The organism is Pseudomonas agarici, assembly GCF_900109755.1.
GTDB classification, from domain to species: domain Bacteria; phylum Pseudomonadota; class Gammaproteobacteria; order Pseudomonadales; family Pseudomonadaceae; genus Aquipseudomonas; species Aquipseudomonas agarici.
Genome location: NZ_FOAR01000039.1, coordinates 1 through 26,331, shown reverse-complemented (window position 1 = coordinate 26,331; position 26,331 = coordinate 1). Strand labels below are relative to the sequence as shown.

The 26,331-nt window shown below is 57.6% G+C and carries 25 protein-coding genes and 1 pseudogene; 13 read left to right on the top strand and 13 right to left on the bottom strand.

Annotated elements, in window-relative coordinates:
• The coding region (locus tag BMX68_RS26530; protein WP_238347833.1) for a hypothetical protein at positions 1–93 on the top strand (93 nt) is incomplete at its 5' end.
• 126 nt (positions 94–219) lie between these two features.
• Here the strand turns inward: BMX68_RS26530 and BMX68_RS23745 are convergent.
• From BMX68_RS23745 to BMX68_RS23730, 4 genes are all read right to left on the bottom strand, one after another.
• A complete protein-coding gene (locus tag BMX68_RS23745; protein WP_017134051.1) occupies positions 220–1,551 on the bottom strand; it encodes an MFS transporter in 1,332 nt (443 codons plus the stop codon).
• Between the two features lie 113 nt (positions 1,552–1,664).
• The gene (locus BMX68_RS23740; protein WP_017134052.1) at positions 1,665–2,345 is read right to left on the bottom strand and encodes a GntR family transcriptional regulator; all 681 of its coding nucleotides are present in this window, start codon (positions 2,343–2,345) and stop codon (positions 1,665–1,667) included.
• A gap of 8 nt (positions 2,346–2,353) precedes the next feature.
• Complete coding sequence (ilvD, locus tag BMX68_RS23735; protein ID WP_026013413.1) at positions 2,354–4,051, bottom strand: dihydroxy-acid dehydratase; 1,698 nt, start codon at positions 4,049–4,051, stop codon at positions 2,354–2,356.
• A 17-nt stretch (positions 4,052–4,068) separates the two neighbouring features.
• Positions 4,069–5,412 (bottom strand): FAD-dependent oxidoreductase, encoded by a 1,344-nt coding sequence (locus BMX68_RS23730; RefSeq protein ID WP_017134054.1) that lies wholly within the window; start codon positions 5,410–5,412, stop codon positions 4,069–4,071.
• A gap of 403 nt (positions 5,413–5,815) precedes the next feature.
• Between BMX68_RS23730 and BMX68_RS23725 the strand changes: the two genes are divergently transcribed.
• A complete protein-coding gene (locus BMX68_RS23725; protein ID WP_017134055.1) occupies positions 5,816–6,145 on the top strand; it encodes a helix-turn-helix domain-containing protein in 330 nt (109 codons plus the stop codon).
• A 255-nt stretch (positions 6,146–6,400) separates the two neighbouring features.
• Here BMX68_RS23725 and BMX68_RS23720 read toward each other — a convergent pair whose 3' ends face one another.
• A complete protein-coding gene (locus BMX68_RS23720; RefSeq protein ID WP_017134056.1) occupies positions 6,401–7,978 on the bottom strand; it encodes an amidase family protein in 1,578 nt (525 codons plus the stop codon).
• 411 nt (positions 7,979–8,389) lie between these two features.
• Between BMX68_RS23720 and BMX68_RS23715 the strand changes: the two genes are divergently transcribed.
• The gene (locus BMX68_RS23715; protein ID WP_017134057.1) at positions 8,390–9,472 is read left to right on the top strand and encodes a diguanylate cyclase; all 1,083 of its coding nucleotides are present in this window, start codon (positions 8,390–8,392) and stop codon (positions 9,470–9,472) included.
• Between the two features lie 301 nt (positions 9,473–9,773).
• Here BMX68_RS23715 and BMX68_RS23710 read toward each other — a convergent pair whose 3' ends face one another.
• On the bottom strand, positions 9,774–10,100 hold the full coding sequence (locus tag BMX68_RS23710) for a DUF2025 family protein (protein WP_017134058.1): 327 nt from the start codon (positions 10,098–10,100) through the stop codon (positions 9,774–9,776).
• A 222-nt stretch (positions 10,101–10,322) separates the two neighbouring features.
• Here BMX68_RS23710 and BMX68_RS23705 point away from each other — a divergent pair, with 222 nt between their 5' ends.
• Positions 10,323–11,447: a glycerophosphodiester phosphodiesterase gene (locus BMX68_RS23705; RefSeq protein ID WP_017134059.1), complete on the top strand. Its 1,125-nt coding sequence runs from the start codon at positions 10,323–10,325 to the stop codon at positions 11,445–11,447.
• A gap of 114 nt (positions 11,448–11,561) precedes the next feature.
• A complete protein-coding gene (locus tag BMX68_RS23700; protein WP_017134060.1) occupies positions 11,562–11,873 on the top strand; it encodes a PepSY domain-containing protein in 312 nt (103 codons plus the stop codon).
• A gap of 96 nt (positions 11,874–11,969) precedes the next feature.
• On the opposite strand, the gene BMX68_RS23695 is transcribed toward BMX68_RS23700, so the two are convergent.
• Both BMX68_RS23695 and BMX68_RS23690 read right to left on the bottom strand, forming a co-directional pair.
• Positions 11,970–13,214 carry an OprD family porin gene (locus BMX68_RS23695; protein ID WP_060783768.1) on the bottom strand — a complete coding sequence of 415 codons (1,245 nt, stop codon included), beginning with the start codon at positions 13,212–13,214 and terminating at the stop codon, positions 11,970–11,972.
• A gap of 122 nt (positions 13,215–13,336) precedes the next feature.
• Positions 13,337–14,611, bottom strand: coding sequence for an MFS transporter (locus BMX68_RS23690; RefSeq protein ID WP_167375474.1), 1,275 nt, complete (start codon positions 14,609–14,611; stop codon positions 13,337–13,339).
• Between the two features lie 10 nt (positions 14,612–14,621).
• Between BMX68_RS23690 and BMX68_RS26045 the strand changes: the two genes are divergently transcribed.
• The 7 genes from BMX68_RS26045 to alaC all read left to right on the top strand — a co-directional run bounded on the left by BMX68_RS26045 (position 14,622) and on the right by alaC (position 20,824).
• Positions 14,622–14,795 carry a hypothetical protein gene (locus BMX68_RS26045; protein ID WP_156430141.1) on the top strand — a complete coding sequence of 58 codons (174 nt, stop codon included), beginning with the start codon at positions 14,622–14,624 and terminating at the stop codon, positions 14,793–14,795.
• A gap of 106 nt (positions 14,796–14,901) precedes the next feature.
• Positions 14,902–15,705, top strand: coding sequence for a putative hydro-lyase (locus BMX68_RS23685; protein ID WP_017134062.1), 804 nt, complete (start codon positions 14,902–14,904; stop codon positions 15,703–15,705).
• 120 nt (positions 15,706–15,825) lie between these two features.
• Positions 15,826–16,848 (top strand): transporter, encoded by a 1,023-nt coding sequence (locus tag BMX68_RS23680; protein ID WP_017134063.1) that lies wholly within the window; start codon positions 15,826–15,828, stop codon positions 16,846–16,848.
• 200 nt (positions 16,849–17,048) lie between these two features.
• Positions 17,049–17,300, top strand: coding sequence for a hypothetical protein (locus BMX68_RS23675; RefSeq protein ID WP_074862690.1), 252 nt, complete (start codon positions 17,049–17,051; stop codon positions 17,298–17,300).
• Between the two features lie 53 nt (positions 17,301–17,353).
• The gene (locus tag BMX68_RS23670; RefSeq protein WP_017134064.1) at positions 17,354–17,827 is read left to right on the top strand and encodes a GNAT family N-acetyltransferase; all 474 of its coding nucleotides are present in this window, start codon (positions 17,354–17,356) and stop codon (positions 17,825–17,827) included.
• A gap of 241 nt (positions 17,828–18,068) precedes the next feature.
• Positions 18,069–19,286, top strand: a complete 1,218-nt coding sequence (locus BMX68_RS23665) for an NHL repeat-containing protein (RefSeq protein WP_017134065.1) — start codon at positions 18,069–18,071, stop codon at positions 19,284–19,286.
• A gap of 317 nt (positions 19,287–19,603) precedes the next feature.
• Positions 19,604–20,824: an alanine transaminase gene (gene alaC, locus BMX68_RS23660; protein ID WP_017134066.1), complete on the top strand. Its 1,221-nt coding sequence runs from the start codon at positions 19,604–19,606 to the stop codon at positions 20,822–20,824.
• A 59-nt stretch (positions 20,825–20,883) separates the two neighbouring features.
• Here the strand turns inward: alaC and BMX68_RS23655 are convergent, their stop codons facing one another.
• Positions 20,884–22,236 carry a GntP family permease gene (locus tag BMX68_RS23655; protein WP_017134067.1) on the bottom strand — a complete coding sequence of 451 codons (1,353 nt, stop codon included), beginning with the start codon at positions 22,234–22,236 and terminating at the stop codon, positions 20,884–20,886.
• A gap of 98 nt (positions 22,237–22,334) precedes the next feature.
• Positions 22,335–22,865 carry a gluconokinase gene (locus BMX68_RS23650; RefSeq protein WP_017134068.1) on the bottom strand — a complete coding sequence of 177 codons (531 nt, stop codon included), beginning with the start codon at positions 22,863–22,865 and terminating at the stop codon, positions 22,335–22,337.
• Between the two features lie 226 nt (positions 22,866–23,091).
• Between BMX68_RS23650 and gntR the strand changes: the two genes are divergently transcribed.
• Positions 23,092–24,123: an HTH-type transcriptional regulator GntR gene (gene gntR / locus BMX68_RS23645; protein ID WP_017134069.1), complete on the top strand. Its 1,032-nt coding sequence runs from the start codon at positions 23,092–23,094 to the stop codon at positions 24,121–24,123.
• 12 nt (positions 24,124–24,135) lie between these two features.
• Here the strand turns inward: gntR and BMX68_RS23640 are convergent.
• The 3 genes and pseudogenes from BMX68_RS23640 to BMX68_RS25220 all read right to left on the bottom strand — a co-directional run.
• A pseudogene (locus tag BMX68_RS23640) lies at positions 24,136–24,765 on the bottom strand (RHS repeat domain-containing protein); the annotation flags it as partial.
• A 318-nt stretch (positions 24,766–25,083) separates the two neighbouring features.
• On the bottom strand, positions 25,084–25,428 hold the full coding sequence (locus BMX68_RS23635) for a DUF7716 domain-containing protein (protein ID WP_017134070.1): 345 nt from the start codon (positions 25,426–25,428) through the stop codon (positions 25,084–25,086).
• Positions 25,429–25,458: 30 nt separating this feature from the next.
• Positions 25,459–26,331: RHS repeat-associated core domain-containing protein (locus tag BMX68_RS25220; protein ID WP_218145940.1), on the bottom strand; the 873-nt coding region annotated here is incomplete at its 5' end.

Genomic DNA, 26,331 nt, shown 5'->3' with positions numbered 1-26,331 from the left:
ATGAGCGAGATCATGGACTTGAAGAAAGAGAAGAACTTCTTCGAGACCCGCGTGATCGAGTATCAGACCGGTGGCGCGTTGAGCTGGGATTGATGCGGGTATTCATGGACTCAGCATCACTGCTGATGAAATGGATGCATCACAGAAGGCTGCCACTGGCAGCCTTTTTTGTCACACCCGTGGGCGGGAAAGGCAGCCATCTGCCCTCCCCATTCTAAGTTAGACGGTTGTGAGCCTATTGTCGCCGCTAACGACAAGCGCCTTTTTAGGGCGAATTTGACTAGCCGCGATAATGCCCAGTGAGACGCAGAATGCTATGAAATACCAACCATACGAATAGTCTTTGATGCCAACACCATTGACCACCACCAGCGCCGCGAAGATCTTCGCCGAGAAGGCCGCAAACAGATACCCGACCCCGTTGACAAACCCCATCGCTTTACCATAAACCTCAGGCGTAAATATTTCGGCAGGAACCGCTAGGAAAGGCCCCCATGCCATATTCCCGAAGAACCCCATCCCACACAGAGCGACCATCAGCAGCGCTTGATCAGCCGTCTTCAAGCTTGCCAATAGAACGATAAAAGGGATCAGCCCAATGAAGCATGTCAAGATCATGACCCGGCGATTGCCTTTAAATACTTTGTCCGAAAGATAGGAGGAAATAAAACTACCTATGGCTCCCGACAAGAAGTAAGCCGCACTCCAGATGCCCATTTTGACTAACGAAAATCCGAACACATCGGAGAGGTAGAGCGGTATCCAGGTCAACGCGCCATACAGTGTTATCTGCATGACCACGTCGACAAACACGACTGCGACGTAAGAACGTTCCTTGAAGAAGTCTCGGAACCTGATGTTGTTATGCTTAAGAATCGACTGCCGGGACGAGGCATACGCCCCTTCGATAATAGTGCCTTCTTCAATTTCATCCCTATAGGCGTACTCCATGTCAGCCTCGGTGGCCTTGGGATGCTGCTCGGGTCGATCAAAGACCCAAAAAACAATCATCAACAGAGGGATGATGCCAGCAGCTCCCGTGACAAAAAACACGATGCGCCAGCTTTCAGCATGAGACGCCATTTGCGTAGCCAGAACGCTAGCCCAAGCGGGCGTCAAAATCCATGCCCAAGATAGCAAGGCCTGAGCACGTGCCCGGCCCTGCTTGTTGAACCAGCGCATCAGGATGCGTGCGGATGGCACATACTCCGTACCGACCATCATCCCAAAAAGTGCCATCCGCCAAAGATACTCTTCCCGAGTCTCGATGAATCCCATCCAGACGGTCATGATCGACCAGGCCACTACGGAAAATAGCAAAATCCGCTTGGCACCAAATTTGTCCGTCAGTATTCCCGACACGTATTGCGACGGTCCATAGAACAACAGCATCAGAAAGGCACCGGTGCCGATATCAGCAGTAGTAAGGCCGATATCGTGCGCAATGGATGGCAGGAGTACACTTGTCTTCACACGATCGAGGTACTGAATGCTGTAGGCCAGGAACAGCACAACCGCTATCCACCACCGCAGGGGGAGTAGAGCTTTCATACGATAACTCTCCGCTATTATTGTTGTATTTTTTTAGTACACGACTAACATATTAGTTAATTTATGACTTTTAAGTTGCACACTCCAAGGTTTTATCTCAGGTATACGACTGCTTAATCCAGGGTCGCCCGGGTAAAAGTCTCTACATTATCCAAGAGGACATCCAAGTCGCGCATAGCTTCTTCAGGTTTTTCCTCAGCGATATGCTGAGCAATTGCAGCATGAAGTTGAGCCGTTTCAGGTAAGTTGGCGAAACGTTTGTAGTAAGCAAACCAGAATCGACGAGACAAACCCTGCATCAGCTTCATCACCGAGGAGGCATACTCATTTCTTCCTGCTTTTATAACCAGCTTATTGAATTTTCTGTCGAGTTCCAGAAACGCCTCGCCGTCACTTTCCTGGCTGGCCAGCCGCATGTTTTTTGCAAGCCGTGCAAACTCAACACGCTCATCCGGCTCGGCTCTTTTTGCCGCAGCCCCCACCAAATAACGTTCAATTTCACGCCGTACTTCCAACAGTCGCAGCTGTTTTTTTACATCTATCTCTGAAACGACTATTCCGCGCTTCGGCATGATGACAACCAGACCTTCGCGTGCAAGCTGCTGCAGTGCTTCGCGAACGGGGGTACGGCCAAGTCCTATCAGCGTCGAGAGCATATTTTCAGAAACCATCTGCCCTGGTGGGAGCTGCAAGGTGGCAATCAGCTCCTCGATCTGCATGTACGCAAGATCGACCAGACTCTCCTCTGGAACCAGATTGATTTTTTCTGCGACTCTCTTCGCTAAAGAACTCATGACTCTCGCTATTCCTGAATGATCGAGCGTTTGCCTAACACAGCGCCACAGGATAACGGCTGTACGAGTTGCTGGTACATAGATAACCAGCCTTTTTCAGTCGTCGGTGGCCGTGGAATAAGCGCCCCCAGTCTCGCCGTGAGCTCCTGTGGCGTGATGGCGATATCGAGGCTGCGCTTGATCAGATCGATATGGATTATGTCGCCGGTTTCCACGATGGCCAGGGGGCCACCCTCCGCTGCTTCCGGCATGACTTGCCCAATGGTAATCCCACTGTTGAGTCCTGACAGCTCACCATCGGTGATGACAGCAACGTCGCTGCCAAATCCCGCCCCAACCAGCGCGGCCATGAAACTGGCTGCGAAAACGGTACCCGGACCGCCCTTGGGGCCAAGCATCCGAAGCACCACTACGTCGCCGTTTTGAATGCCACCGCCTTCCAACCCTTCAATGGCGACACTTTCATCCTCAAAGACCACCGCTCGGCCACTGAATTGGCGAACATGCGCAGGGACTGCCGACAGCTTGACGACCGCACCATCAGGCGCCAGGTTGCCTCGAATGACGATAAGCCCAGGCTCGGCTCGCAGGGGGGCGTTCAGCGGAGCAATCCGTTTGGGATCCGGTAACGGCCGAGTAGAAAGGTTTTGCGCCAACGTCCTGCCGGTAACGGTCAGGACACTGCCATCCAGCACCTCCAGTAGCTGCTTCATCGCCCCGGCACATCCGCCCGCTTCAGCAAAGTCTTCAATTCGGTCGGGGCCGTTTGGCCGTACCTGGGTAATTTGGCCCAGGCCACCCGCTGCTTCAAATTCCGCAATGATGTCGATTTTGCATTCAGACTCAATGGCAATAGCCGTGAGATGGCGGACTACGTTTACCGAGGCGCCAATGGAAACTGCCGTGCGTACCGCGTTGCGAAACGCACCGGCAGTCATGATTTGGCGGGGGCGGATGTCATTTTCCACCAAAGACACAATCGCTTGCCCCGCCTGCGTAGCCAGGCGATATAGCGCCTCACTGCCCGCCCGTATCGGCGCGTTACCGGTGAGCGCCATTCCCAGCGCCTCGGCCATGCAATGCATGGAGTTGGCTGTCGCCATCCCCGCGCAGACACCCGGTCCTTTGATCGCATGGCGGGTCATTTCCGTGAGGTCATGCAGCTCGATTTTATTGGCTTTCAGGGCACCGACGGCTTTGTAAACTTCTTCAATGTCGACGTGCTTGCCGCCGCACTGAGAACCCAACTGATAACCGCAAGTGAGCACCAAACTAGGCACATTCAATCTACCCGCTGCCATGAGTTGGGCCGGTGTCGTCTTATCGCATGACGCCAATAAAATCATGCCATCCAATTCGGCTCCTTCGACCTGGACCTCTACATCGTTAACCAGGAGGTCGCGTGTCGGCATCAGATACCGACCTTGCTTTCCCGCGCTGGTCACAAAGTCGGACGGCGCCACCGTGCGAATTTCAAAAGGCAAGGCCCCCGCCGCACGAATAGCCTCCTGAACAACCTTGGACACTTCATCGAGATGCTGGTAACAGACGGACAATTTGCTCGATGAGTTCACCACTGCGATTTTCGGCTTTTCGAAATCTTCTTCGGCGATGCCCATTGCGATCCATTGGGAACGCCGTACTGCCCAGCGGGTGGTTCCCGGCTCAAAATTGCTGCGATAGTTTTTACGGGGTTTCTCGCTCATCTCGCTCTCCCGACTCGTCAATCGAGCCTTGCCTCTTCACGGTTCAGCAGCATGCGAATGTCGCTGCCATTTATTTTTTTTGCGGCCAGCCCATCTTTCGCCATGAGCACGGCGGCATGCCCTATCGCGTGACCGTATGAGAAGCATTGCGCGGTGACGCGTGCCGATGCGACGGCCTCATGCTCGGCGCACAGGCAGCGCCCCGCCGCCAGCAGGCCTTCTCCCTCACTGGGTACGAAACAACCGAACGGTACTTCGTAGAAGTCATTAAGGAGCCATTCAACACGGGGTTTGGCGCCGGAGTGCAACTCAATCGGCCAGGGAGATCGAGCGATACCTTGAGGTGATTTTTCACCCGTGAGGATGGCTGCGTTGGTGAGTAAATGAGTGCCTTGAATCTGCCGCGTCTCGCGCACGCCGACCTGCGCCGCGGAATCGTTAACCCAACTGGCTTCGCAACCTTGAAGGTAGTCTTTGAAGAAACGCGCATATTCGCGCAACTGAAGGCGACCATTGATTTCAGCTTCGGTGAAATCTTCATAGCGAAGCACATTCAGCTCTCGACCATCGTTGCCGGTGATACGCGTGCAGTTGCAAAGGAGCTCCGCGGGGCGAGGCGTCTGGAACAGCCAGATTTTGCTGCGGGGCAATTTATACCCGCGCTGGTTGGCCTCGGCGATCATCTGCGTGACACACGCAGGCATGATGGTGTCAATGCCATAGGCTTTCCGAAAGCGTCCTACATCCACTCCCGAGAGCTTGAATATCATCGTCGGGTTTTGTACCCGGCCGTTATCTCCCATGAAGGTGGGAAGACCCGCCATCGCCGCCAAATCAGCGTCACCGGAGGCGTCAATGGTGACCGGAGCGAAGACTGAAAGCTTGCCCTGCTTCGTATAGATTTGCGCACCGAGGGTTCTATCGCCTTCCCGGATCACGTCGGTCACCAGTGCGTGATAGATGACGGTCACGCCAGCCTCGATCAGCAGGGCGTCGGCAACATCGCGCCAGACCAGGGGATCGTGGACTCGGGTGAAGGTTTTACCGTATTTGACCGGGGCTGTGAGTCCGTTTCGTGACTCCATCGCGCGCATGAACTCGTCGACAAATCCATGCACCACCTGGACAGCTCGGGACGCTGTATCACTGGCCTCGTAAAGCCCACAAATCGTTCCCGATAAGCCCGCTACGGCACCGCCACCGCAAAATCCATACTTCTCAATCAACACGACCCGACAGCCTTGCCGCGCCGCTGTGACCGCCGCCGCCAAGCCCGCGGCCCCGCCTCCGGCAATCAAGACATCGGTATGGAGCGTCATGCGTTGCCGACAATCGGTCACCGGAGATTTTTCTGAGGTCATGATTTGAGCTCACTTGTTGTTGTGCTTAAACCATCACATGCGGTAAATATTTTGTCAACATACAACTAACATATTAGAACAATCCCCAAAAAAACTCCGAGCCGTCTTGGAAAAACCGCCCATCGTCAAGGTAACGAAAACCATGCGCGGATTGCGCAACATTTTTTTCGATCCGTGTGATTACGGGACCTATTGGAAGGAAGCAAAGCACAGCCCTGAAGGAAATGATGGCCTTCCTGATAATTGGACGGGATGGCTTTTAGCCCCTCGCGCGCGAGTCAATTCCCCGACGAACACGACGGCCCTACCGATAATCGGAATTCCGAAAAAAAGTTTGCCCAAGCGCATCAACAACTGTACAAAAACACAGTACATTTCACTCTGATCGATACCGGAGAACAGCATGTCCTGTCCAGCCAGCCTTTCAGTGCCAAGGACCACCGCCGAACGCATCGTGCTTCATCAATTCACCCCGAAGCATTGCGCCCAAGCTCGCGCCATGTTGGGTTGGAGCCATGAGCAACTGTCCCGGGAGTCCAGCGTCTCGGTGGCCGCCATCCAACGCTTCGAAGCCGGCCAGCCACTCAAGGATGTCACCCGCCTGGCCTTGGCCTTTCGCTTCGAGGCCGAGGGTTTGGTATTTTTTCCAGGCTTTGCGCCGGGTCGGGGAATGAATATTCGCGGCTGCACGCCAGATCCGACCAAGCGCGAAGATTTCGAAATGATTGAGTAATTCCGGACCACCGCTTGGCGCCTCCTCTGGGTAAACTCCAGAGTCAGCATTGTGGCAGGCGGCAGCCGAAACGCCGCACCGCTGCTCGGTGACGAAGCCGTCGTAAAAGCGCAGACCTTATTCTGTCAGGCAGACCGCGGTCGCTGTTTTTTGGGGCGGCTTCGCGTCCCGCTGCGGACAAGCCTGCTCGCCACGACAACCCTGGTCGTGCCACCAAAGGCTGACCGCCCAGCCAGCCCTGGTAGCGATCCGGGCTTATTCGAAGTCCGGGTCTTGTCGTGCCAGGGAAGCCTGTTCGTATCCGTAGGCTATCGCCAGCAGCTGCGCCTCGCTCCAGCGAGCCGCGAAGAAATACACCGAAGTGGGCAGGCCATCGGCGCCCATGCCCGAAGGCACGGTAATGCCCGGATACCCCGCAAGGTTTACGCTCCCCAGCTCCAGGATCGCATTAGGATGGGGATCCCCCAGGATCGCATCCAGTCCGTTATCCACCAGCGCCCGATCGATATTGCGCCGAGCTTCATCACCCAACTCGGCTGACAGCGCCAGGTATTCGGCCTCGTCAAACGCCAGGGCATTGGCTCGCTTGAGCAGCTCCTGATCGTAGTTTTCCGCACCGGGATGACGCTCGTTGTAATCCACCAGTTCTTGAAGGCTCGAGACTTTCAGGCCCGAACGGCTGGCCAGGTAGCCAGGCAACACTCGCTTGATCGTCATATCGAACAGACGGGACACTCGCGTCCAATCGTTTTCAGACCAATCGGTCTGCTGCAGATCGACCGGCACCAGTTGTGCCCCGGATCGACGCAGGGTGTCCAGGGCCTGGGCAAATTGTGGGTGATCGTCCAGATCGTCGCTGCCGGGCTTGAAGCGACTGGGATAACCGATGATCTTTCCTTGCAGCGCATCGGCTTTGAGCTTTTGCGTGTAGTCCTTGAAGACAGGCACTTGCGCGGTGGCCAGGTCCTGCGGATCCAGTGCAGCCATGGCATTGAGGAGTAAGGCGGCATCACGCACGGTGCGTGTCATCGGCCCCGCGCTGTCGAGCTCGCGGGAAGCGGGAATGATACCGGCGCGGCTCAATAGCCCCACGCTAGGTTTCATACCGACAATGCCGGTCCTCGAGGCTGGGCAAATCACCGAGCCGAAGGTCTCGGTCCCTACCGACAAGGGTGCATACCCCGCGGCGACCGCCGCGCCAGAGCCCGAACTGGAGCCACAGACATCGCCATCGAGTGCATGGGGATTTTTCGTCAATCCACCCCGACTGCTCCAACCGTCAGGCAGTTGGTCACCACGAAAGTTCGCCCACTCGCTCATATTAGTCTTGCCTAGGATAATGGCACCTTGCTCACGCAGTCGCTGCACAATGAATGCATCGTCAGGCGTCGGCGCACCGACCATGGCCAATGAGCCTCCAGCGGTCTGCATCCGGTCGGCGGTGTGGATGTTATCCTTGAGCAATACCGGAATGCCGTGCAGCGGACCACGGACGGTGCCCGTCCTGCGTTCCTCGTCCAGCGTCCGGGCAATCGACAGCACATCGGGATTGAACTCGATCACCGCCTCGATGGCGGGACCGAATGAGTCCAGGTCGACCGCACGGGAGACGAGATAACCCACCAGATCCTCGGAGGTGAAGAGCCCTTCGGCCAACGCCCGCGCCACCTCCGTGGCGTCGGCATAGGCCATCTTCGCCAGCTCCTTACTGATGACGACCGGTTCCGCCTGGGACGCAGGGTTATCAAGAGGAGCCGCCTGACCGAGCGAGGTTGCCAGACAAAAAGCCGGCAGCACCGTAAACCAGCCGAGCTTCGTGAAAATTCGACGCATGACTTCGTATCCTGACCAAATGCCAGTGATCCATTTCACCGGCGGCGGCCATCCTAAAGGGCGTTGCCCTCAGAGACGTCGGACAAGATCGGCTACAACACGCGGGAAAAGTCGATGCCGACCGTGAGGTTCAGATTAAAGTCTTCGCTCGACCAATCACCGTGAAATATCCCGCCCCGGACCTGCGTCATAGAATCGGCGCAGGATGTGCGGCGTGCCAACGACGAAATCGTCAAATAGCCGGCGCAGACGCCTGAATCACCTTCCAGATCGTAGAAATGGCTTGGAAGGACACTGATTATTCTTTACGGAATGCTCGACAATATTCATCGTGCTTCTCCGATGAATGGCCGTTCCGTGCAGAGCACAGCTTCTGTGTTCAGATAAAGAAAAAGTGGCGCATAGAGACCTATGGAAATCCAACGTGGCAAAGGGCAGTCGTTTGCCAGACGCATTTACTTGCCCCGAACGGTAGGCGTTGGAGTCGGCTGTTTCAGCGTGATCGCGGCACTTGCGCCCCTGTCGATGCCAACCTGGATCTGGGGCCTGCTGGTATTCAATGCCGTGGCCTGGCCACACCTGGCGTACTGGGTGGCCCGTCACTCCGACTACCCCTACCGAACCGAATGGCGCAATATCCTGATCGACTCGCTGCTGGGCGGATTCTGGGCGGCGACCATGCAGTTCAACCCCTTGGTTACCGTCAACATGCTCTCGCTGATGAGCATGCACAACGTCGCCGCTGGCGGCCTGCGGTTGATGGCCCAAGGCATGGCCGCCCAGGCAGTGGGAATCCTGGTGTCCTGGCTGATCTTTATTCCGGCGTTCAATCCAGTGACCACTGCGTTGCAGATCTACGCCTGCCTGCCGGTACTGGTCCTCTACCCGCTGGTCATCGGCATGGGCGGCTTCAAGCTGGCGATCAAGCTGGCCGAGCACAAACGGGCGCTGAGCGCCCTGAGTCGTACCGACAGCCTGACTGGCCTGCTCAATCACGGTTCCTGGAAAGACCTGCTGCACGTCAGATTCCACAAATGCCGGCAGGCACAGTGCCAAGCGACGATTGCCGTGATCGACATCGACCATTTCAAGAGCATCAACGATACCTACGGTCACCTGATCGGTGACAGCGTGCTACGCCAGTTGAGCCGCGACCTGCGCGCTAACCTGCGTGAGCATGACTTGGCCGGGCGCTATGGCGGCGACGAGTTCTGCGTGATCCTGCCGGATATGTCACTGGCTCAAGCCAACGAAATCATGGAACGTCTGCGCCAGGTGTTCAGCAACTATCGAAGCGAGGAAGTACCGCAATTGCGGGTCACCCTGAGTATCGGCCTGGCGGCGTGCCGCGCAGACTTCAAGGATGCCGGCGCCTGGCTGAACGAGGCCGACAAGGCGCTCTACATGGCCAAGAACACCGGGCGCAACAAGGTCAACAGCGCCGAGGGGGAGAGCGCCGAGCCGGCCCTCGAGTGCCTGACCAACTCTGCCTGAGTTCGCTCACTTTGTACGAAAAAACATAGGCCGGATGAAGGAGCCGCCCCCTTCTGGTCGACGCCTTCCTGGCAGATTGCGTCGATCAGCAGCCACGATCGACGCGACGCCACAACCACCAGCAGTAATCTTCACCTCCCTGCTTACACACGACGAACAAGGTTGCAGCGAGGTCGTCCGCCCTATGGTTGAGCTGGCCCGTGAGCGCGACTGCTCGACCCGTAACAGGCGCGCCATATAAAGCATGCAAGGTCGAACGTGACTGACGCTTCGAGCGTCGATAACTGAAGGCAACAATGCGTCAGGTATTCAACACCCGGCGATGCGCGGCAATCTCAGGAATCTCCACTCGCCGCATATACACCCGCAACGGCTCAGTGATCTGAATCCGTTCATCGATATTTTGGTCCAGCAAAAACTGAACTCGCTCCCGGGATAGGTACATAGCCTCCTGCCCGGTTGGCAGCCAGACGAATTCGCAGGCAGGGATGATGGCGTCATCCGCCACATCCATGCCGAAGGAATCTTCGCTGAAGCGGACGAGGTAGCGGCCGGTCTTACGGTTCAAGCCGACAAAACCTTGGAGCTGGTCGGCGGCTTGGCAAATGAGTTCAGAGGTGATGCGCATGGTAAACCTCACGGGAGAGCCAGAAGGCTCATGGGTCGATGGTTTACACACAAGGTAGGCAGTGCGTTTCCCTCTGGAGGGGAAACTACCGCTCAAGCGTACTGCATAATCCATCACGATTGCGCCAAAAAAATATCGACTTTATTCAGTTTCGCGATAGCACTTGAAACATTCAGTTGTTAAAAGAGGTTCCCCCCCCCATCTCCAGGAAAGGAGTTCGCAATGCCTGTCACCTTTAGCAAAAGCCCATTGATCGTGAGCCTGCTGCTGGCCATGGGCCTGAGCGCCGCCCAGGCCAACAGTGCCCCGCTCAAGCATCCCACCTTCGATGGCATTCCCAATCCAGCCGTGATCGCCCACCGTGGCGCCTCATTCGATGCCCCTGAGTCAACCGCGGCGTCCTATACCCTGGCTCGCGACCTGGGCGCCGACTATCTGGAAATGGACCTGCAACGCAGCAAGGATGGTGTGATCTTCGCCCTGCACGACAACAACCTGTCGCGCACCACCGACGTCGCCAGCAAGTTCCCCGAGCGCAAGGACAGCCCGGCCAACGACTTCACCTGGGCCGAACTGCAAACCCTGGACGCCGGTAGTTGGTTCAACAAGGCGTACCCAGAGCGTGCCCGGCCATCTTATGTCGGCCTGAAAATCCTCAGCCTGGACCAGATCATCGATATCGCCCAGGCCAATCCGAATCACCAGCCGGGCTTGTACATCGAGACCAAGGTGCCCAAGCAGTTCCCCGGTATCGAACATGATTTGAAGAACAAGCTGCAGGAGCGCGGCCTGCTGAGCCAAAACAAAGGGGCCTCCAAACAGCCGACTCAGGTCGGCCAGGGCAAAGGCAAGGTGATCCTGCAGACCTTCGATAAGAGCAGCCTGGAACTGCTACAGAAGGAAATGCCGGACACGCCGAAAATCCTTCTGCTATGGGTCGGTGAAGGTGGCATCGAGCCGAAGTCGAACGTCAGCTTCGCCGACTCCGGCGAGAAGACCAAGGCCGCCTATTACGCCAGGCAGGAACCCAAGGACCAGGCCGAGTTCGAGCAGTGGGTCGACTACGCCAAAGCCCAGGGCGCCATCGGCACTGGTCCGTCCGCACAATTGTCCCATGGCGGCGACCAGAGCTATTCGGACCTGATCAAGCCCTGGATGAACAAGTACACTCACGACAAGGGCATGCTGGTGCATGTTTATACCGTCGACGAGTCGCTGGACTTCAAGAAGGTTCTCGATGCCGGCGTCGATGGCATCTTCACCAACCGTTCTTCGGAACTGCTCAAGTACTTCAAGCGTGCTTCACCAAAAACCGTGCCGCAGATCCTTGAGGCCAACGGCTACTGAGTCGCCCTATGAGTGGTCCGGCGCCCAAGGCGCCGGTTTCACGGTTTAAGGATGAGTTAAGTTGCAACATCTAAGCTGATCCCACTGAAGTCAATCAATCAAAGGATCTTTCAGATGAAAACGCTTACCACACTGCTGACTGCTACCGCCCTGACCTGCGTCGCCGGTTTTGCCCAGGCCGACGTTCGTCCGGACCTTATTTCCGGCCTGCTCGAATCCGGCGCCATCGCCAGCTTCGAGAAGCTCAACCAGGCCGCCCTGGCCAAGCATCCGAACGCCACTATCCTCGACACTGAGCTGGACCACACCAGCAGCGGCTATGTCTATGAAGTCGAGCTCAAAGATGCCGACGAGGTGAAATGGAAAGTCAAGGTCGACGCCAAGACCGCCGTGGTACAAAGTGAAAAGAAAAAGAAAAACAAGTGATCCACCCGTGTCCGTAAAAGCCGCGCCGGCCTCCCCAACGGCGCTGCTTTTACGCGCCACAAAGACACGCCCGTCGCCTCGGCCTGCCCCTGAACGTTACCAGAGCGCCAGCGTATAGCTGAGGATCAGGCGGTTCTCATCCAGATCATTGCCAAAGTTGGAGCGCACCGTCGCGTTGCGCCACTTCACCCCCACGCCCTTGAACGTGCCGTCCTGCACCACATAACCGATATCGGTGTTGCGCTCCCACTCCCGCCCCTCGCCCGGTGCCGCACGCTGCACATTGTCGCCGGAGACGTAGCGGGTCATAAAGCTCAACCCCGGCAAGCCGAGGGCGGCGAAGTTATAGTCATAACGCAGTTGCCAGGAGCGCTCGTTGATATTGGCGAAGTCGCCGATCTGCACGAAGTTCACCAGGTACGGGTCGCTGCGACCGATGTACGGGAATGGATCATTGCCGCTCATGCGTTGATAGGCCAGGCCCAGCGCATGGCCCTTGAGGCTGTAGGTGAACATCGCACCCAGGGCCCGGTTGTCCAACGACCGGAAGTTACCGTCCTCACTGCTGCGGGCATAACGCAGGTCAGTCTTCAGGCCTTGACCGCTACCCAGGTTCCAGTTATGCACCAGACCGACGAAGTTCTGCCGGTAGATGTCCTGCAACTTGCCGTAGCGATATTGAGTAAGCAGGTTCGGTAGCCACTGATAGTCGGCCCCGGCGAACTGGAACTTGTCGCTGACACCGCCAATGCGGTTGGCGCTCATGTCTTGATAGTCGGTGGAATCGACATAGTTGATCTGGCTCAACTGCCCCGCCGTCAGCTTCAGCCGCTCGATCTCCTGCACACTCAGTAGGCCGCCTTTGAACGTACCGGGCAACAGCCGGGTATCGTTGGAGTTCACCACCGGATCCTTGAGCTGCAAGGTCCCGACTTTCAGGGTGCTGTTGGACAAGCGAACCTTGGCGGTCAGGCCCAACTCGCCGTAACGGTCCTGGGAGCCGCCATGCGACAAGTCAGCCGGCAGCAGGCCGGTACCGGCGGTACCACGTCCCGAGTCGAGCTTGAAGCCGGTCATACCCAACGCATCGATGCCGAACCCAAGGGTCCCGGCGGTGTAACCGGACTCCAGACGCAGCATGAAACCCTGCGCCCATTCCTCGGCCTTTTCTCGCGAGCCGGGCTGCCGGAAATCGCGATTGAAATAGAAGTTACGCGCCTCCAAGTTGCCCTTGCTGTCGGCGACAAAGTCCGCCTTGGCACCTGGCGCACAGAGCAGTCCGAGGCCGAGCAAACTGGCGATGGAAAGCGGTGAACGTGACAATGCGTCGAAGTGCTGCATGGTGTGCTCCTGTATTGCGGGCACGAGCCGGCCCTCTCGGGGGCGTTGGGTTCGCGACCGATATGATGAAAAGCGGGTGGATCGCAATGGCCCGGACCGTGAAGGCCCGGGCGGGCAGCGGCTCAGGACTCGAGTTGTCGGCCGCGGGTTTCCGGCAGGCTCAGCGCCGCCAGGATTACTACGCCATAGGCCCCGGCGGCGAATACGCCGATACCGGTACCAATGGGCAGGGTTTCACTCAGGGCGCCGATAAACAGCGGAAACAACGCGGCGACGGAGCGCCCGGCGTTGTAGCAGAAGCCCTGGCCCGAACCCCGCATACGCGTGGGAAACAACTCGGTGAGGAACGCCCCCATGCCGGCGAAGATGCCCGAGGCGAAGAACCCCAGGGGAAATCCGAGCCAGAGCATCCAGGTGTTGTCGATGGGCAACTGAGTGTAGGCCAGGACAATGGCCATCGAGCCGATGGCGAAGAGGATGAAGTTCTTCTTGCGGCCAATGGCATCGGTCAGCAACGCGCTACTCACATAACCGACATAGGAGCCGACAATCACCATCGCCAGGTAACCGCCGGTGCCCAGCACGCTCAGGCCGCGCTCGGTCTTCAAGTAGGTCGGCAGCCAGGTGGTGATCGCGTAGTAGCCACCCAGCGCTCCAGTGGTCAGCAGCGAGGCACGCAAGGTGGTGCTGAGCATTTGCGGGGCGAAAATTTCGAAGAAGGCCCAGGGTGAGGTCTTGGCCGAGCGTTCCTGGCGGGCCTGCTCGAAAGTGTCGGACTCCTTGACCAGCCGGCGGATCACCAGCACGAACAAGGCCGGCACCAGGCCGATGATGAACAACGCCCGCCACGCCTGTTCCGGCGGCAGGAAACTGAACAATCCGGCATAGAGCAGCGCCGTCAGCCCCCAGCCCACGGCCCAGCCGGCCTGCACCATGCCCACCGCTTTGCCCCGATCCTGCGAGCGGATCACCTCGCCGATCAGTACCGCTCCGGCGGTCCACTCACCGCCGAAACCGAAGCCCATCAAGGTTCGCGCCACCAGCAATTGTTCATAATTCTGCGCCAGTCCGCAGAGGAAGGTGAAGAACGCAAACCACAGCACTGTCAGTTGCAGGGTGAGCACCCGGCCGATACGGTCTGAGAGAATCCCGGCAATCCAGCCACCGGCCGCCGAGGCGAGCAAGGTACTGGTACCGATCAATCCGGCTTCGCCCTTGGAAATGCCCCAGGTGGCGATCAGGGTCGGAATCACGAAGCTGAGCATCTGCGTGTCCATGCCATCCAGGCCATAGCCGATCTTGCAGCTCCAGAAAGTGCGTTTTTCATTTTTGCTCAGTGGGCCGTACCAACTGAACGGGCCGGCACGGCGCGTCCCTGAAGGCACGCGGTCTGTCATGGTGTTGTCCATGGAGGTTCCTGCGGCAGCAAAGGAAAGTGACGGACACGCCTCGTTGTTTTGTTATGAAGGCGTTATCGTGGGGGAGCCGACGCAAAACGCTGCATCGGGTAGCGAATTCTTCGCGCCTGTCCGCACCAGCGTCAAACGGGAAAAAAGCGGGTCAATGCATAAGAAAAATTGATGAGCCAAGTCATCAATTTTTCTTGTTTATAAAACCATATTTTCTGATTGGACAGCCTTAACTTAAGCTCTCTACAAAAGGCTCTTCACGCCCTGGAGACGTTTCGATGAATCAGCCCTCCCTGCCCTTCAACCAGTTGCAACACAGTACGCCGTTGGCGCTGCGTCAACAGATTGCCGCCGGACGCTACCAGGGCCACACCAGCGGTCTCGGCCAAGGCCGGGTGCAGGCCAATATCGTGATCCTGCCGGATGACTGGGCCGATGAATTCCTGCGTTTCTGTACGCTGAATCGCCAGGCCTGCCCGCTGCTGGACATCACCGAACCGGGTGACCCGATCTTCCGCCATTTGGGCGAGGCCGTGGATATTCGCCATGACGTACCACGCTATCGGGTTTACCGCGAGGGCGTGTTGAGCGAAGAACCTTCGGACATAGCCGCGCTCTGGCAGGACAATCTGGTGGCCTTTGCCATCGGCTGCTCGTTCTCCTTCGAACAACCGCTGTTGGAGGCCGGTATCGTCCTGAGGCATATCGAACGAGGTCTCAACGTGGCGATGTACCAGACCCATATCGACACCCGTCCGACGGCACGCCTGCAAGGCAAGCTGGTGGTCAGCATGCGCCCGCTCAAAGCCGCCGAGGCAATCCAGGCGATCCAGATCACTGGGCGCATGCCCAATGTCCACGGCGCCCCGGTGCATATCGGCGACCCGGCGCTGATCGGCATCCGCGACCTCGGCGCACCGGACTACGGCGACGCCGTGCCGGTGGCCGAGGACGAGATCCCAGTCTTCTGGGCCTGTGGCGTGACCCCGCAATCGGTGGTGCAGGCCTCACGCCCGCCGCTGTGCATCACCCATGCGCCAGGCTGCATGCTGGTGACCGACCTGCACAATCACGCTTTGTAGATCTATGAATTTCATTGCGCAGGTCGCCGGCTCGTAACAAAGATGTCAAAAAGCCCTGAGATGATGCGGTTCAAGCGAACCTGTAAAAAAGTTTCGGGCGCTTCACTCCAGCGAGTCTCCATGAACCACAGCCTTGACCAAAGCCACCGCGACTCGGATTTGTTCGGCCTTCTTTATGGCTTTCGCTTTCGCGCCGGAGAACGCGGCGAAGAGATCGACTCCGCCAGCGCCCTGCAATGCCTGCAACAACCTGACGACCCCGAGCAGTTTCTCTGGCTGCACCTGAACCTGGCCCACGCCGCCTGCGAACGCTGGATGAAGGCACACCTGTCGTTGCCCGAGGAATTCTTCGAAGCGCTGCACGAAGGTTCACGCTCGACCCGCATCGAACATGTCGACAACGCCCTGCTGGCGGTGGTCAACGACGTGGTCTTCAACCTCAGCAACATGGTCTCGTCGGATATTTCCACGTTGTGGGTCTGTGCCCGCAGCACGCTGTTGATCAGCGCCCGCCTACAACCGTTGCACTCGGTGGACAAACTGCGCTCTTCGGTCAAAGCCGGTGAGCGCTTCCGCTCGCCCCTGGAATTACTGGTACACCTGCTGCGCGACCAGGGTGAAGTGCTGACCCAGATCGTGCGTAAGACCAGCATCAGCGTCGACCAGATCGAAGACCAGTTGTTGGCCCTGCGCTTGAGCAACAATCGCGCGGAACTCGGTGCCATGCGCCGGGTGCTGGTGCGCCTGCAACGACTATTGGCCCTCGAACCGGGCTCGCTGTTGCGGTTGCTCAACCGGCCGCCGCAGTGGCTGCAAAAGGAAGATGTCAAGGAACTGCGCAAGTCCACCGAGGAATTCTCGCTGATCCTCAACGACCTCGAAGCCTTGAGTGAGCGAATCAAGCTGTTGCAGGAAGAGATCGCCGCCAACCTCAACGAACAGAGCAACCGGACTCTGTTCACCCTGACGGTGGTGACGGTGCTGGCGCTGCCGATCAACATCATCGCCGGCTTCTTTGGCATGAACGTCGGCGGGATTCCACTCGCGGGCGATCCCGAGGGATTTTGGATTTTAGTGGCGCTGGTAGCGACTTTCACCGTACTAGCTGGGCGCTGGGCATTTCGCAAGCGTCAGGATTACTGACCGTGCCTGCAGCGAATAGGATGGTTGTGGCGAGCGCGCGATGGGACGCGAAGCGGCCCCAACACCAGCGAAAGCGGTCTGCCTGCCAGAGTAAGGTCTGCGCTTTTACGACGGTATCGTAACCGGTTTAAAAAAAACGACGTAGCCAGGAAAACCGATAGAATCCTACGTCTTGCCCGCCGGAAAAAAGACTCGCTGCTGTGAGAACCACCCTGGTTGATTATACGGCCCTGAGCCCAGGCCAGCTCAAACAACTGAACCTGACTCAGGTCGATGCGGCGCAGAAAGAATTCTCCGGCGATATCGCCGGCGGTCGTGCGTTCCCATTGTTCAAGCGAACGCCCGCCCTGTGCATCGGTACGATCTGTATGCTGCATTCCTTGCAGATCGATAAAGGCCAACAGGGACACAGCCTGGGACGACGAAGAACACTGGCTGCCCCGGCGCGATGAATAGCGCCCTGGCACCGGCGGCAACTGCCGAGGCACCCACATCAGGTATCGACATGCAAACCCGTCTGGCCTGTTATTACGAGCTGTCGCCCCTGCAACGCGAACAGCTCGATACGCTGCAAGTACATCCCGAGCAATTGCCCTTCTGCGGCGATATCCACTGCGCCCTGTATTTTCTACCCCCTGATCCACATGCCGGAGTAAAGGGTCTGGTGCTGCTCGATGGGGAAATCCCGGTAGGTTTCCTGCTGCTCAAACTCTATCCACTTGTCCCCCATTGGGCCGGCCCCGGCAGTGTCACGGTGCATGCCGTGCAGGTGGACAAACGCGCCCAGGGCCGTGGCCTTGGCTCGGCTTTCATGCGAGCCTTGCCTGACACCACGCGTCGGCTCTGGCCGCAAGCCCTCGAACTGGTGCTATCGGTCGGCGCTGACAACCCGAACGCCATGGGGTTTTACCTCAGGCAAGGCTGGGTCGATACCGGCGAGGCCTACCTGGGCGAGCGGTGCCTGAAGCTCAGACTTTAGTGGCCTGAGTGGCTGGTTTCTGTTAATCAATTTCGGCACCACACGCGGCACTCGGGCCGACAGCACCCTGTAACCAATGATGGTAATTACAGAGTGGCCATATATATGAGATCAGCTATTCATCACTGGTAAAACTTGAGCGCTTTGCAAATCTGCCTTTCGGTTATTAAATCAAGCCATCTCTGCTTCGGGGTGAAACAGGGAGTCGTTCTATTAATAACTTGAAAGGATTCAATAATAAATGGACATACAAAACAGAACATCAAACGATGCGCCTCGTGCCTCCATCAGCGTCGACCAGAAAACCACCAACACCGCCGGCACACATGATCTCGAATTTGGTGAACACAGGGATGGGCTGGTCATTTTTTCAGAAGCTGGCCCAGGTTTTACCGGTCCCTCGATATTGCAACGCGATGGTCGTCATTTCTTTATCGGTGTTCATGAGTCCTCGTCAACCAGTTTGATGCAGGCAGACTTCAGTGCCGATGGTTTTTACTATAACTACTTCGCTTCGCCCTTGCCGGGCTCGAGTCGGGCACTGATCAATACAGTACTGGATAACGAAGAAAAGTTCGTTGTGCTCGGCAACTTTCGCTCCGATGAACAAGCTTTTTGCACCCGACTCACGGCAACCGGCGAGACAGACCCGACCTTCGGTGATCGCGGCGAATTCATACTGCCCTACAAAGCCCCTTGGACAGGCTATGGCCGCCGACTCGCCGTGCAAACGGACGGTCATATCGTCCTGCTCCTCAGGACCGCCGACCTGGACAAGCCAGACCGAGGCGTCATCGTCCGCCTGACACCCGAGGGAAGCTTCGACCCTGGCTTCGGGACCTGTGGCGTGGTCACGGCACCTGAGCCTGGCATGACTTTCGAGGCCGTTCGCATCCAGGCAGACGGCAAGCTGGTGATTGCTGGCAGGCGTGGTCGCCGGGCGGTACTGATGCGCTATGGCACCACCGGCCTGCCGGACAAGGCATTCGGCAACGCGGGTTACCTGGAGTTGGAGTCTGCCACCGAAGGCAGCGCGGCACTCTTCGATATCGCCATACAGGTCGATCAGAAAATAGTCGCCGTGGGTTCGGCGGACCTCGAGCGACAAGTGGCGCTACTCATTCGTGCTACCCCCGAGGGCACGCTGGACCCACTCTTCAACAACGCAACCCCTTGGGCGTTTCCGGGCCTGGGCCTGTGTTTCGCGACCGCCATCCAGGAGGACGGGAAGATCGTCAGTTCCGGTCATAAAGACAACGGTGGCCATACCTGGTTGATGCGCCATCTGGACAACGGCGAGCCAGACCGCAACTTTGGCGAGAGAGGGCTGAGCCGCGTCAACAACATTCCCGGCGACACCAGCTATCTCTCCCACTTGGAACTGCAACCCGACGGTAAGATCCTGCTCTCCGGACGCTACGCGACACACTCGGCGATCATTCGCTGCCACGATCGCTGAGGGAGTCCTCTTGCAGGCGTCCTGATGGCGCCTGCAAGAGGCTGGGCGATTGGCCATATCGAGCAAACTCTCGGTTAAAGGCTACGTGGCGCTGGCATGCTGGCATTCGCATTGAGTTGACCTACTCGCCGTAATGGCCACTAGATGCCTCGTCCACTGGCACAAAACGCCGTAGGAAAAGTGCCAGGCAACACGGCACAGAAACAAAAAATAGGCTGGACAGAATGCCATCAGCGCCTTTATCGTCTGCGCCGCAGGCCACCGCAGTGGCCGACGTCGCTCGGACGGTTCCGGGCGCTTACGTATCAGAGGCCAGCATGGCAAACCAAGGTTCGCCGCGCCGTTTTGCGCGCATCGATCGACTCCCCCCGTATGTATTCAATATCACCGCCGAACTGAAGATGGCTGCCCGTCGCCGTGGCGAAGACATCATCGACTTGAGCATGGGTAACCCCGATGGTGCGACTCCGGCACATATCGTCGAGAAACTGGTGACCGTCGCCCAGCGCGAGGACACCCATGGTTACTCCACCTCCAAGGGTATCCCACGGCTGCGCCGGGCGATTTCCCATTGGTACAAGGACCGCTACAACGTCGAGATCGACCCGGAAAGCGAAGCTATCGTCACCATCGGTTCCAAAGAGGGCCTGGCGCACCTGATGCTCGCTACCCTCGACCAGGGCGACACCGTGCTGGTGCCCAACCCCAGCTACCCGATTCATATCTACGGCGCGGTGATTGCGGGAGCCCAAGTACGTTCGGTGCCGCTGGTACCGGGTGTGGACTTCTTCGCCGAACTTGAACGAGCTATTCGCGGTTCGATCCCCAAACCGAAGATGATGATTCTCGGCTTTCCGTCGAACCCGACCGCGCAATGCGTGGAACTGGACTTCTTCGAACGGGTGATCGCCCTGGCCAAGCAGTACGACGTGCTGGTGATCCATGACCTGGCCTACGCCGATATTGTCTACGATGGCTGGAAGGCCCCGTCGATCATGCAAGTGCCGGGTGCCAAGGACATCGCGGTGGAGTTCTTCACTCTGTCCAAGAGCTACAACATGGCGGGCTGGCGGATCGGCTTCATGGTCGGCAACCCCGAGTTGGTCAGCGCCCTGGCGCGGATCAAGAGCTACCACGACTACGGGACCTTTACCCCGCTGCAAGTAGCGGCTATCGCTGCACTCGAAGGCGATCAGCAGTGTGTACGGGATATTGCCGAGCAGTATCGCCAACGCCGCAATGTGCTGGTCAAGGGCCTGCACGAGCTGGGCTGGAGGGTCGAAAATCCGAAGGCATCGATGTATGTCTGGGCGAAGATTCCCGAGGCCTATACACACCTCGGATCACTGGAGTTTGCCAAAAAGCTGCTGGCCGAAGCCAAGGTCTGTGTCTCACCCGGTGTCGGTTTCGGCGAATATGGCGATGATCATGTGCGCTTTGCCCTGATCGAGAACCAGGACCGGATTCGCCAGGCCGTGCGCGGTATCCGCGCGATGTTCCGGGCTGACGGGCTGGTGAAAAAGACCGTCGCCGAATAACCCGCCAATGTGGGAGTGGAGCTCGCCCACTCCCACAAGAACACTCAGGTTGCTGGGGCTCAGACCACCAGCGACAGCAACAGGATGAACACCAGGCCCACCACCGACAGGATGGTTTCCATCGCGGTCCAGGTCTTGAAAGTCTCGGCCACGGTCATGTTGAAGTACTGCTTCACCAGCCAGAACCCCGCATCGTTGACGTGAGACAGGATCAAGGAACCTGCGCCCGTCGCCAGCACCAGCAGTTCACGATTGACTCCGGGAATCAGGTCCACCACCGGCATCACGATACCGGCCCCGGTAATGGTCGCCACCGTCGCCGAACCCGTCGCCACGCGAATCACCGCTGCCACCAGCCAGGCCAGCAGGATGGGCGAAATCTGCGCATTCACCGCGATATGGCCAATCACATCGCCCACACCGCTGGTCACCAACATCTGCTTGAAACCACCACCGGCACCGATGATCAGGATGATTGCCGCCGTGGGGGCCAGGCTGGCGTCCAGCAGTTTGAGGATACGCTTGGCGTCCATGCCCTGGCGCTTGCCGAAGGTATACAGCGCCAACAGCAAGGCCAGCAGCAAAGCGCTGATCGGGTGACCAATCATGTCCATCCAGATACGGAAGAAGTGCCCATCCGGCAACGCGACATCGGCGAACGTCTTGAGCAACATCAGGAACACCGGCAAGAGCACGGTGACCAGGGTCACGCTGAAGCTGGGCAGGGTGCTGGATTGCGGCTCACGGGCCAATTGATCGACCAGCTCCTGGCTCGGATGGCCTGGTATGTACTTGGCGATGAAGGAGCCGTAGAGGGGGCCGGCGATGATGGCGGTCGGCAGAGCGACGATCAGCCCGTAGAAGATGGTCTTGCCGATATCGGCGTTGAACACCCCAATCGCCAGCAATGGGCCAGGATGCGGCGGCACCAGGCCATGCACCGCGGACAGGCCGGCCAGCAGTGGGATGCCGATCTTGATCAACGACACACCGGTACGTCGCGCCACGATGAACACCAGCGGGATCAGCAGCACGAAGCCGATTTCGAAGAACAGCGGAATCCCCACCAGGAAGGCCGCGAACATCATCGCCCACTGCACCCGCTCCTTGCCGAAGGCGCGGATCAGGGTCAGGGAGATCTGATCCGCGCCCCCCGAATCCGACATCATCTTACCGAGCATGGTCCCCAGCGCCAGAATAATCCCGACAAAACCGAGCACTCCACCGAAACCGTCCTGGAATGCCTTGATGATCTTGTCCGCCGGCATACCCGAGGTCAGGCCGAGAAACGCCGAGGCAATGATCAAGGCAATAAAAGGGTGGATCTTGAACCGGGTAATCAGCACGATCAGCCCGATAATAGTGACCACTGCATCCAGTAACAGAAAGGTTTCGTGGGACAATCCGAACATAAGGTATCTCCTGCATTGTTGTTTTTATCGTATTCGTGAATGAAGGATAGTCTTCAGGACAGCGCTATCTTTTGGAGCCAGCACTTCTTATCCAGGAGTCAGGCGATTCGCTCCAGACCGTGGGCCTGCCACCAGCGACAGGTCGATTGCGCCAGTTGCTCGACTTCCTGGGTGGCGTCGAGCGCCAGCGTCAGCGGTTCGCCCACGGGCGACTCCAGCGCAGCGAACTGGCTATCGATCAGGGTCCCAGGCATGAAATGCCCAGGACGATGATTAACCCGTTCCGCGGCGACAGTCGGTGTCAGTTCGAGAAACACGAAACCCAGGCCCGGCACGGCGCCGCGCAGGCGTTCGCGGTAGCGCCGCTTCAGCGCCGAACAGGTCAGCACCGGATGTTGGCCGCTGGCCACGGCTCGGCGCAGCTCATCGCACAGGCTGTCGAGCCAGCCGGCACGATCTTCGTCGGTAAGGGGAACGCCAGCGCTCATCTTGGCGATGTTCGCGGCGGGGTGAAAGCTGTCGCCTTCGATCAGGGTTGCATTGCGTTGCAAACAAATGGCTTCGCCCACGCTGGACTTGCCGCAACCGGAAACACCCATGATCACCAGGGCAGTGACGGGTTGACTCACGTAATACCTCAACACGTAGACAGCGCTGTCTTTGCCAGAGCTTTTGCTACCGCAAAAGCAAAGCACAAAACCATTCGTTGCCGACGCCCTCTTGTCATTTTTATGGGTTGCCGAGCCAAGCTTCTGCCAGCATCAGGTGGCGTTTGACAAACCACACCCCGGCATTTACAGGCCCATCGAGACAGCGCTACCTTAGTACCTCGAATTTTGTTTGGCAAGCCGTCCGATGACCTCGACCAAGAACGACAAGCACCCTCGTACCACGGGACGCCCTACCCTCAATGAAGTCGCCAGTCTTGCTGGCGTCAGCCCGATCACCGCTTCCCGGGCTCTGCGTGGCATCAGTAGCGTGGCCACGGAACTGGTGGAAAAGGTCCGTCGGGCGGCCGATGAACTGAACTATGTGGTCAACCCGGCTGCCCGCGCCCTGGCCTCGGCCCAGAGCCATTCGGTGGTGGTGCTGGTGCCGTCGCTGTCCAATCTGCTGTTTATCGATACCCTCGAAGCCATCCACAAGGTCCTGCGGCCACGCGGCTTCGAAGTCGTGATCGGCAACTACCACTACTCCCGCGACGAAGAAGAAAACCTGCTGCGCAATTACATGGCCTATCAGCCTCGCGGCCTGCTGCTGACCGGCTTCGACCGCTCGGAAAGCGCCCGACGGATGATCGAAGCGAGCCATGTACCGTGCGTGTACATGATGGACCTGAACCCTGGCGCCGGCGTGAACTGCGTCGGTTTCTCCCAGCAGAGCGCCGGGGCCACCGCCGCCGAGCACTTGATCTCCCGTGGCCGGCGACATCTGGCCTACATCGGCGCGCAGCTCGATCAGCGTACCCTGCTGCGCGGCGAAGGTTTTCGCCGGGCGCTGCAGATGGCCGGGCTCTACGATCCGGACCTGGAAGTACTGACTCCGCGCCCGTCGTCGGTGGGCTTGGGTGGCGAACTGTTCCTGCAACTGCTGAACAGCCATCCACAGGTGGACGCAATCTTCTTCGGCAACGACGACTTGGCCCAGGGTGCCTTGCTCGAAGCCTTGCGCTACGGGATCAAGGTGCCGGAACAGGTGGCGGTGCTGGGTTTCAACGACCTGCCCGGCTCGGCCTGTATGGTCCCACGCCTGAGCAGCATCCGCACCCCACGCGAAGCCATCGGCCAGCGCGCGGCTGAGCAGATGCTCAACCTGATGGCCGGTAATCCCGTCCCTCAGCCGGTGGTGGACATGGGCTTCGAGCTGATGGTGCGCGAGAGCAGTTGAGATCGGCTAATGAAACGTGTTGTAGTGCAGCCCCGTCTCGCGGTTCAGGTACTGCCCTTGAAACCGCAGGGTCTGTTCCTCGATATAGTACGGCTCGCGCACTTCTTCCAGGGTATTGCCCCAGACCTTGTAGCGCGCCTGCCATACCCGAATGCCATCGGCCTCCGTCAGTTGCTCGGGCAGGCCGTTGGGGTCGGTGTGGTAGTAACGGATTTTCTGTATGTCGCCGAGGCCATCGACACGCGCCAGCGGTTCATAGCTCTCGTCGACATACAGGTAGAGGCTGGTCTGGGTGTTCTTGTGTTCCTGCAACAGCCGCAAACCGTCCCAGGTAAAACGGGTTTCGCCCAGTAAATAGCCGTTGTGGTTGTGTTCGGTTTTGCCGATGCGTCGGCCCAGCGGGTCGTAGGTCATGCGCACCACGGTTTCGCGGATGCCGTCCTGGTTGTGGACTTCGATCAGGCGGTGTTCGGCGTCATAGGCAAAACGTTGTACCCGGTGGCTGGCGCTGCGTTTTTCGATCATGCGGCCAAAGCCATCGTAGCGATAACGCTTGTCCTGATAGGTCAGCAGTTTGTTGTGCAGCACCCGTTCCGCGTTTTGTTGCTGGCCGTTGAGCAGGTTGGCGGCGGCGTGTTTCGCTATGGCCCCGCGAGCTTCTCTTTTTTCGCTGGCGCATACGGTGCTGTTGATGTCGGACGATTTGGCGTCTACGATTCACTCGGGCTGTGTCCTTGCTTGATCGGTATGTGTTCGCAACCATCACCGAAGGCCAAGGCCAGACTTTTTTAATTTTTTTTCAGATGTATCAGCTAGTTAGCTGTTAAGTAAGTGCCATTCAAATCTGTCCCTGCTGCCTTTCAAGCTGAAAAATAAATCTGTCCCCGTTGCCTTGTGTCCCCGTTGCCTTTTATCTCGGAGCTGGCCGTGCTCGATGCTGCTGAGATAGTTTTGACTCTACTAATTTGGATCGAGTTCAAAGAAGGAGTCGTACTCACGATAGTGATTTATCGCATGAACATAATCATACACACCAGACTTTGGGTTAACTTTGTTTTGGGCAGCTATGACACTTCGCAAGGTTTCGATGTCTAGTAGCTGGCGGACATTTAATGATAGCGCTAGCTTTGGTATATGGTTGTAGATATCTCCGAGGTCTTCTAACTCATCATCACCTTCTAGGATAATTATTTCGCAATTTTCAGGTTCATTCTCCCATGATTTCAGATTGCAAAAAATTGCGCTATCCCATTGGATTTTTGAGTTTTCCTTAATGAGGTCTAAAATTTTTTCATATTTTTTCATTGTAACTCCCTTTGGATTTTATGGTGATTTCTATCGGCAGCGACCTCCGCCACCCCAGACGTTTCGGCCACCCACATAGTGCCTTCTAGATTTTTTCGGGTGATAGTCTTTGTGTCGACTACTGTGATCTTTTTTATCAACTAGCTGCAACAATCCTCCCACTTGCCCGTGATGGTGCCAAGAGGTATTTCTAGGTGCAGTGCCTCTAAATGTTCCTTTGGATGTTGGGTTAACATGATTGAGTATCCCTGGATATTTATTTTCAAGTTGAGAGGCCAATGTAGGATTGTTTTTGACTTCATAATGAAGCTGTCTATTTGCTTCCGAAAAATGCGTTGGATCGTTCAACTTGTACATTTCAGGACTAGGAAGGTATGCCTCAAAATATACAGAATACACACCCGGATTGCTGCTGGCCCAGCCAAGCGGATCAATCCATCCCGCCGTATTCGGCGCATACTGATAAAGATTAACCCCGCCAGCGAGTCCAATCGGGTCCGGCGTGGTAAACCGCCCCACATCCGGATCATAAAACCTAAACGTGTTGTAGTGCAGCCCCGTCTCGCGGTCCAGGTACTGTCCTTGAAAGCGCAGGTTCTGTTCTTCGATATAGTACGGTTCTCGCACTTCTTCCAGGGTATTGCCCCAGACTTTGTAGCGCGCCTGCCATACCCGGGTGCCATCGGCCTCCGTCAGTTGCTCGGGCAGGCCGTTGGGGTCGGTGTGGTAGTAGCGGATTTTCTGTACGTCGCCGAGGCCATCGACTCGCGCCAACGGTTCATAGCCTTCGTCGACATACAGGTAGAGGCTGGTTTGGGTGTTCTTGTGTTCCTGCAACAGCCGCAAACCGTCCCAGGTAAAACGGGTTTCGCCCAGTAAATAGCCGTTGTGGTTGTGTTCGGT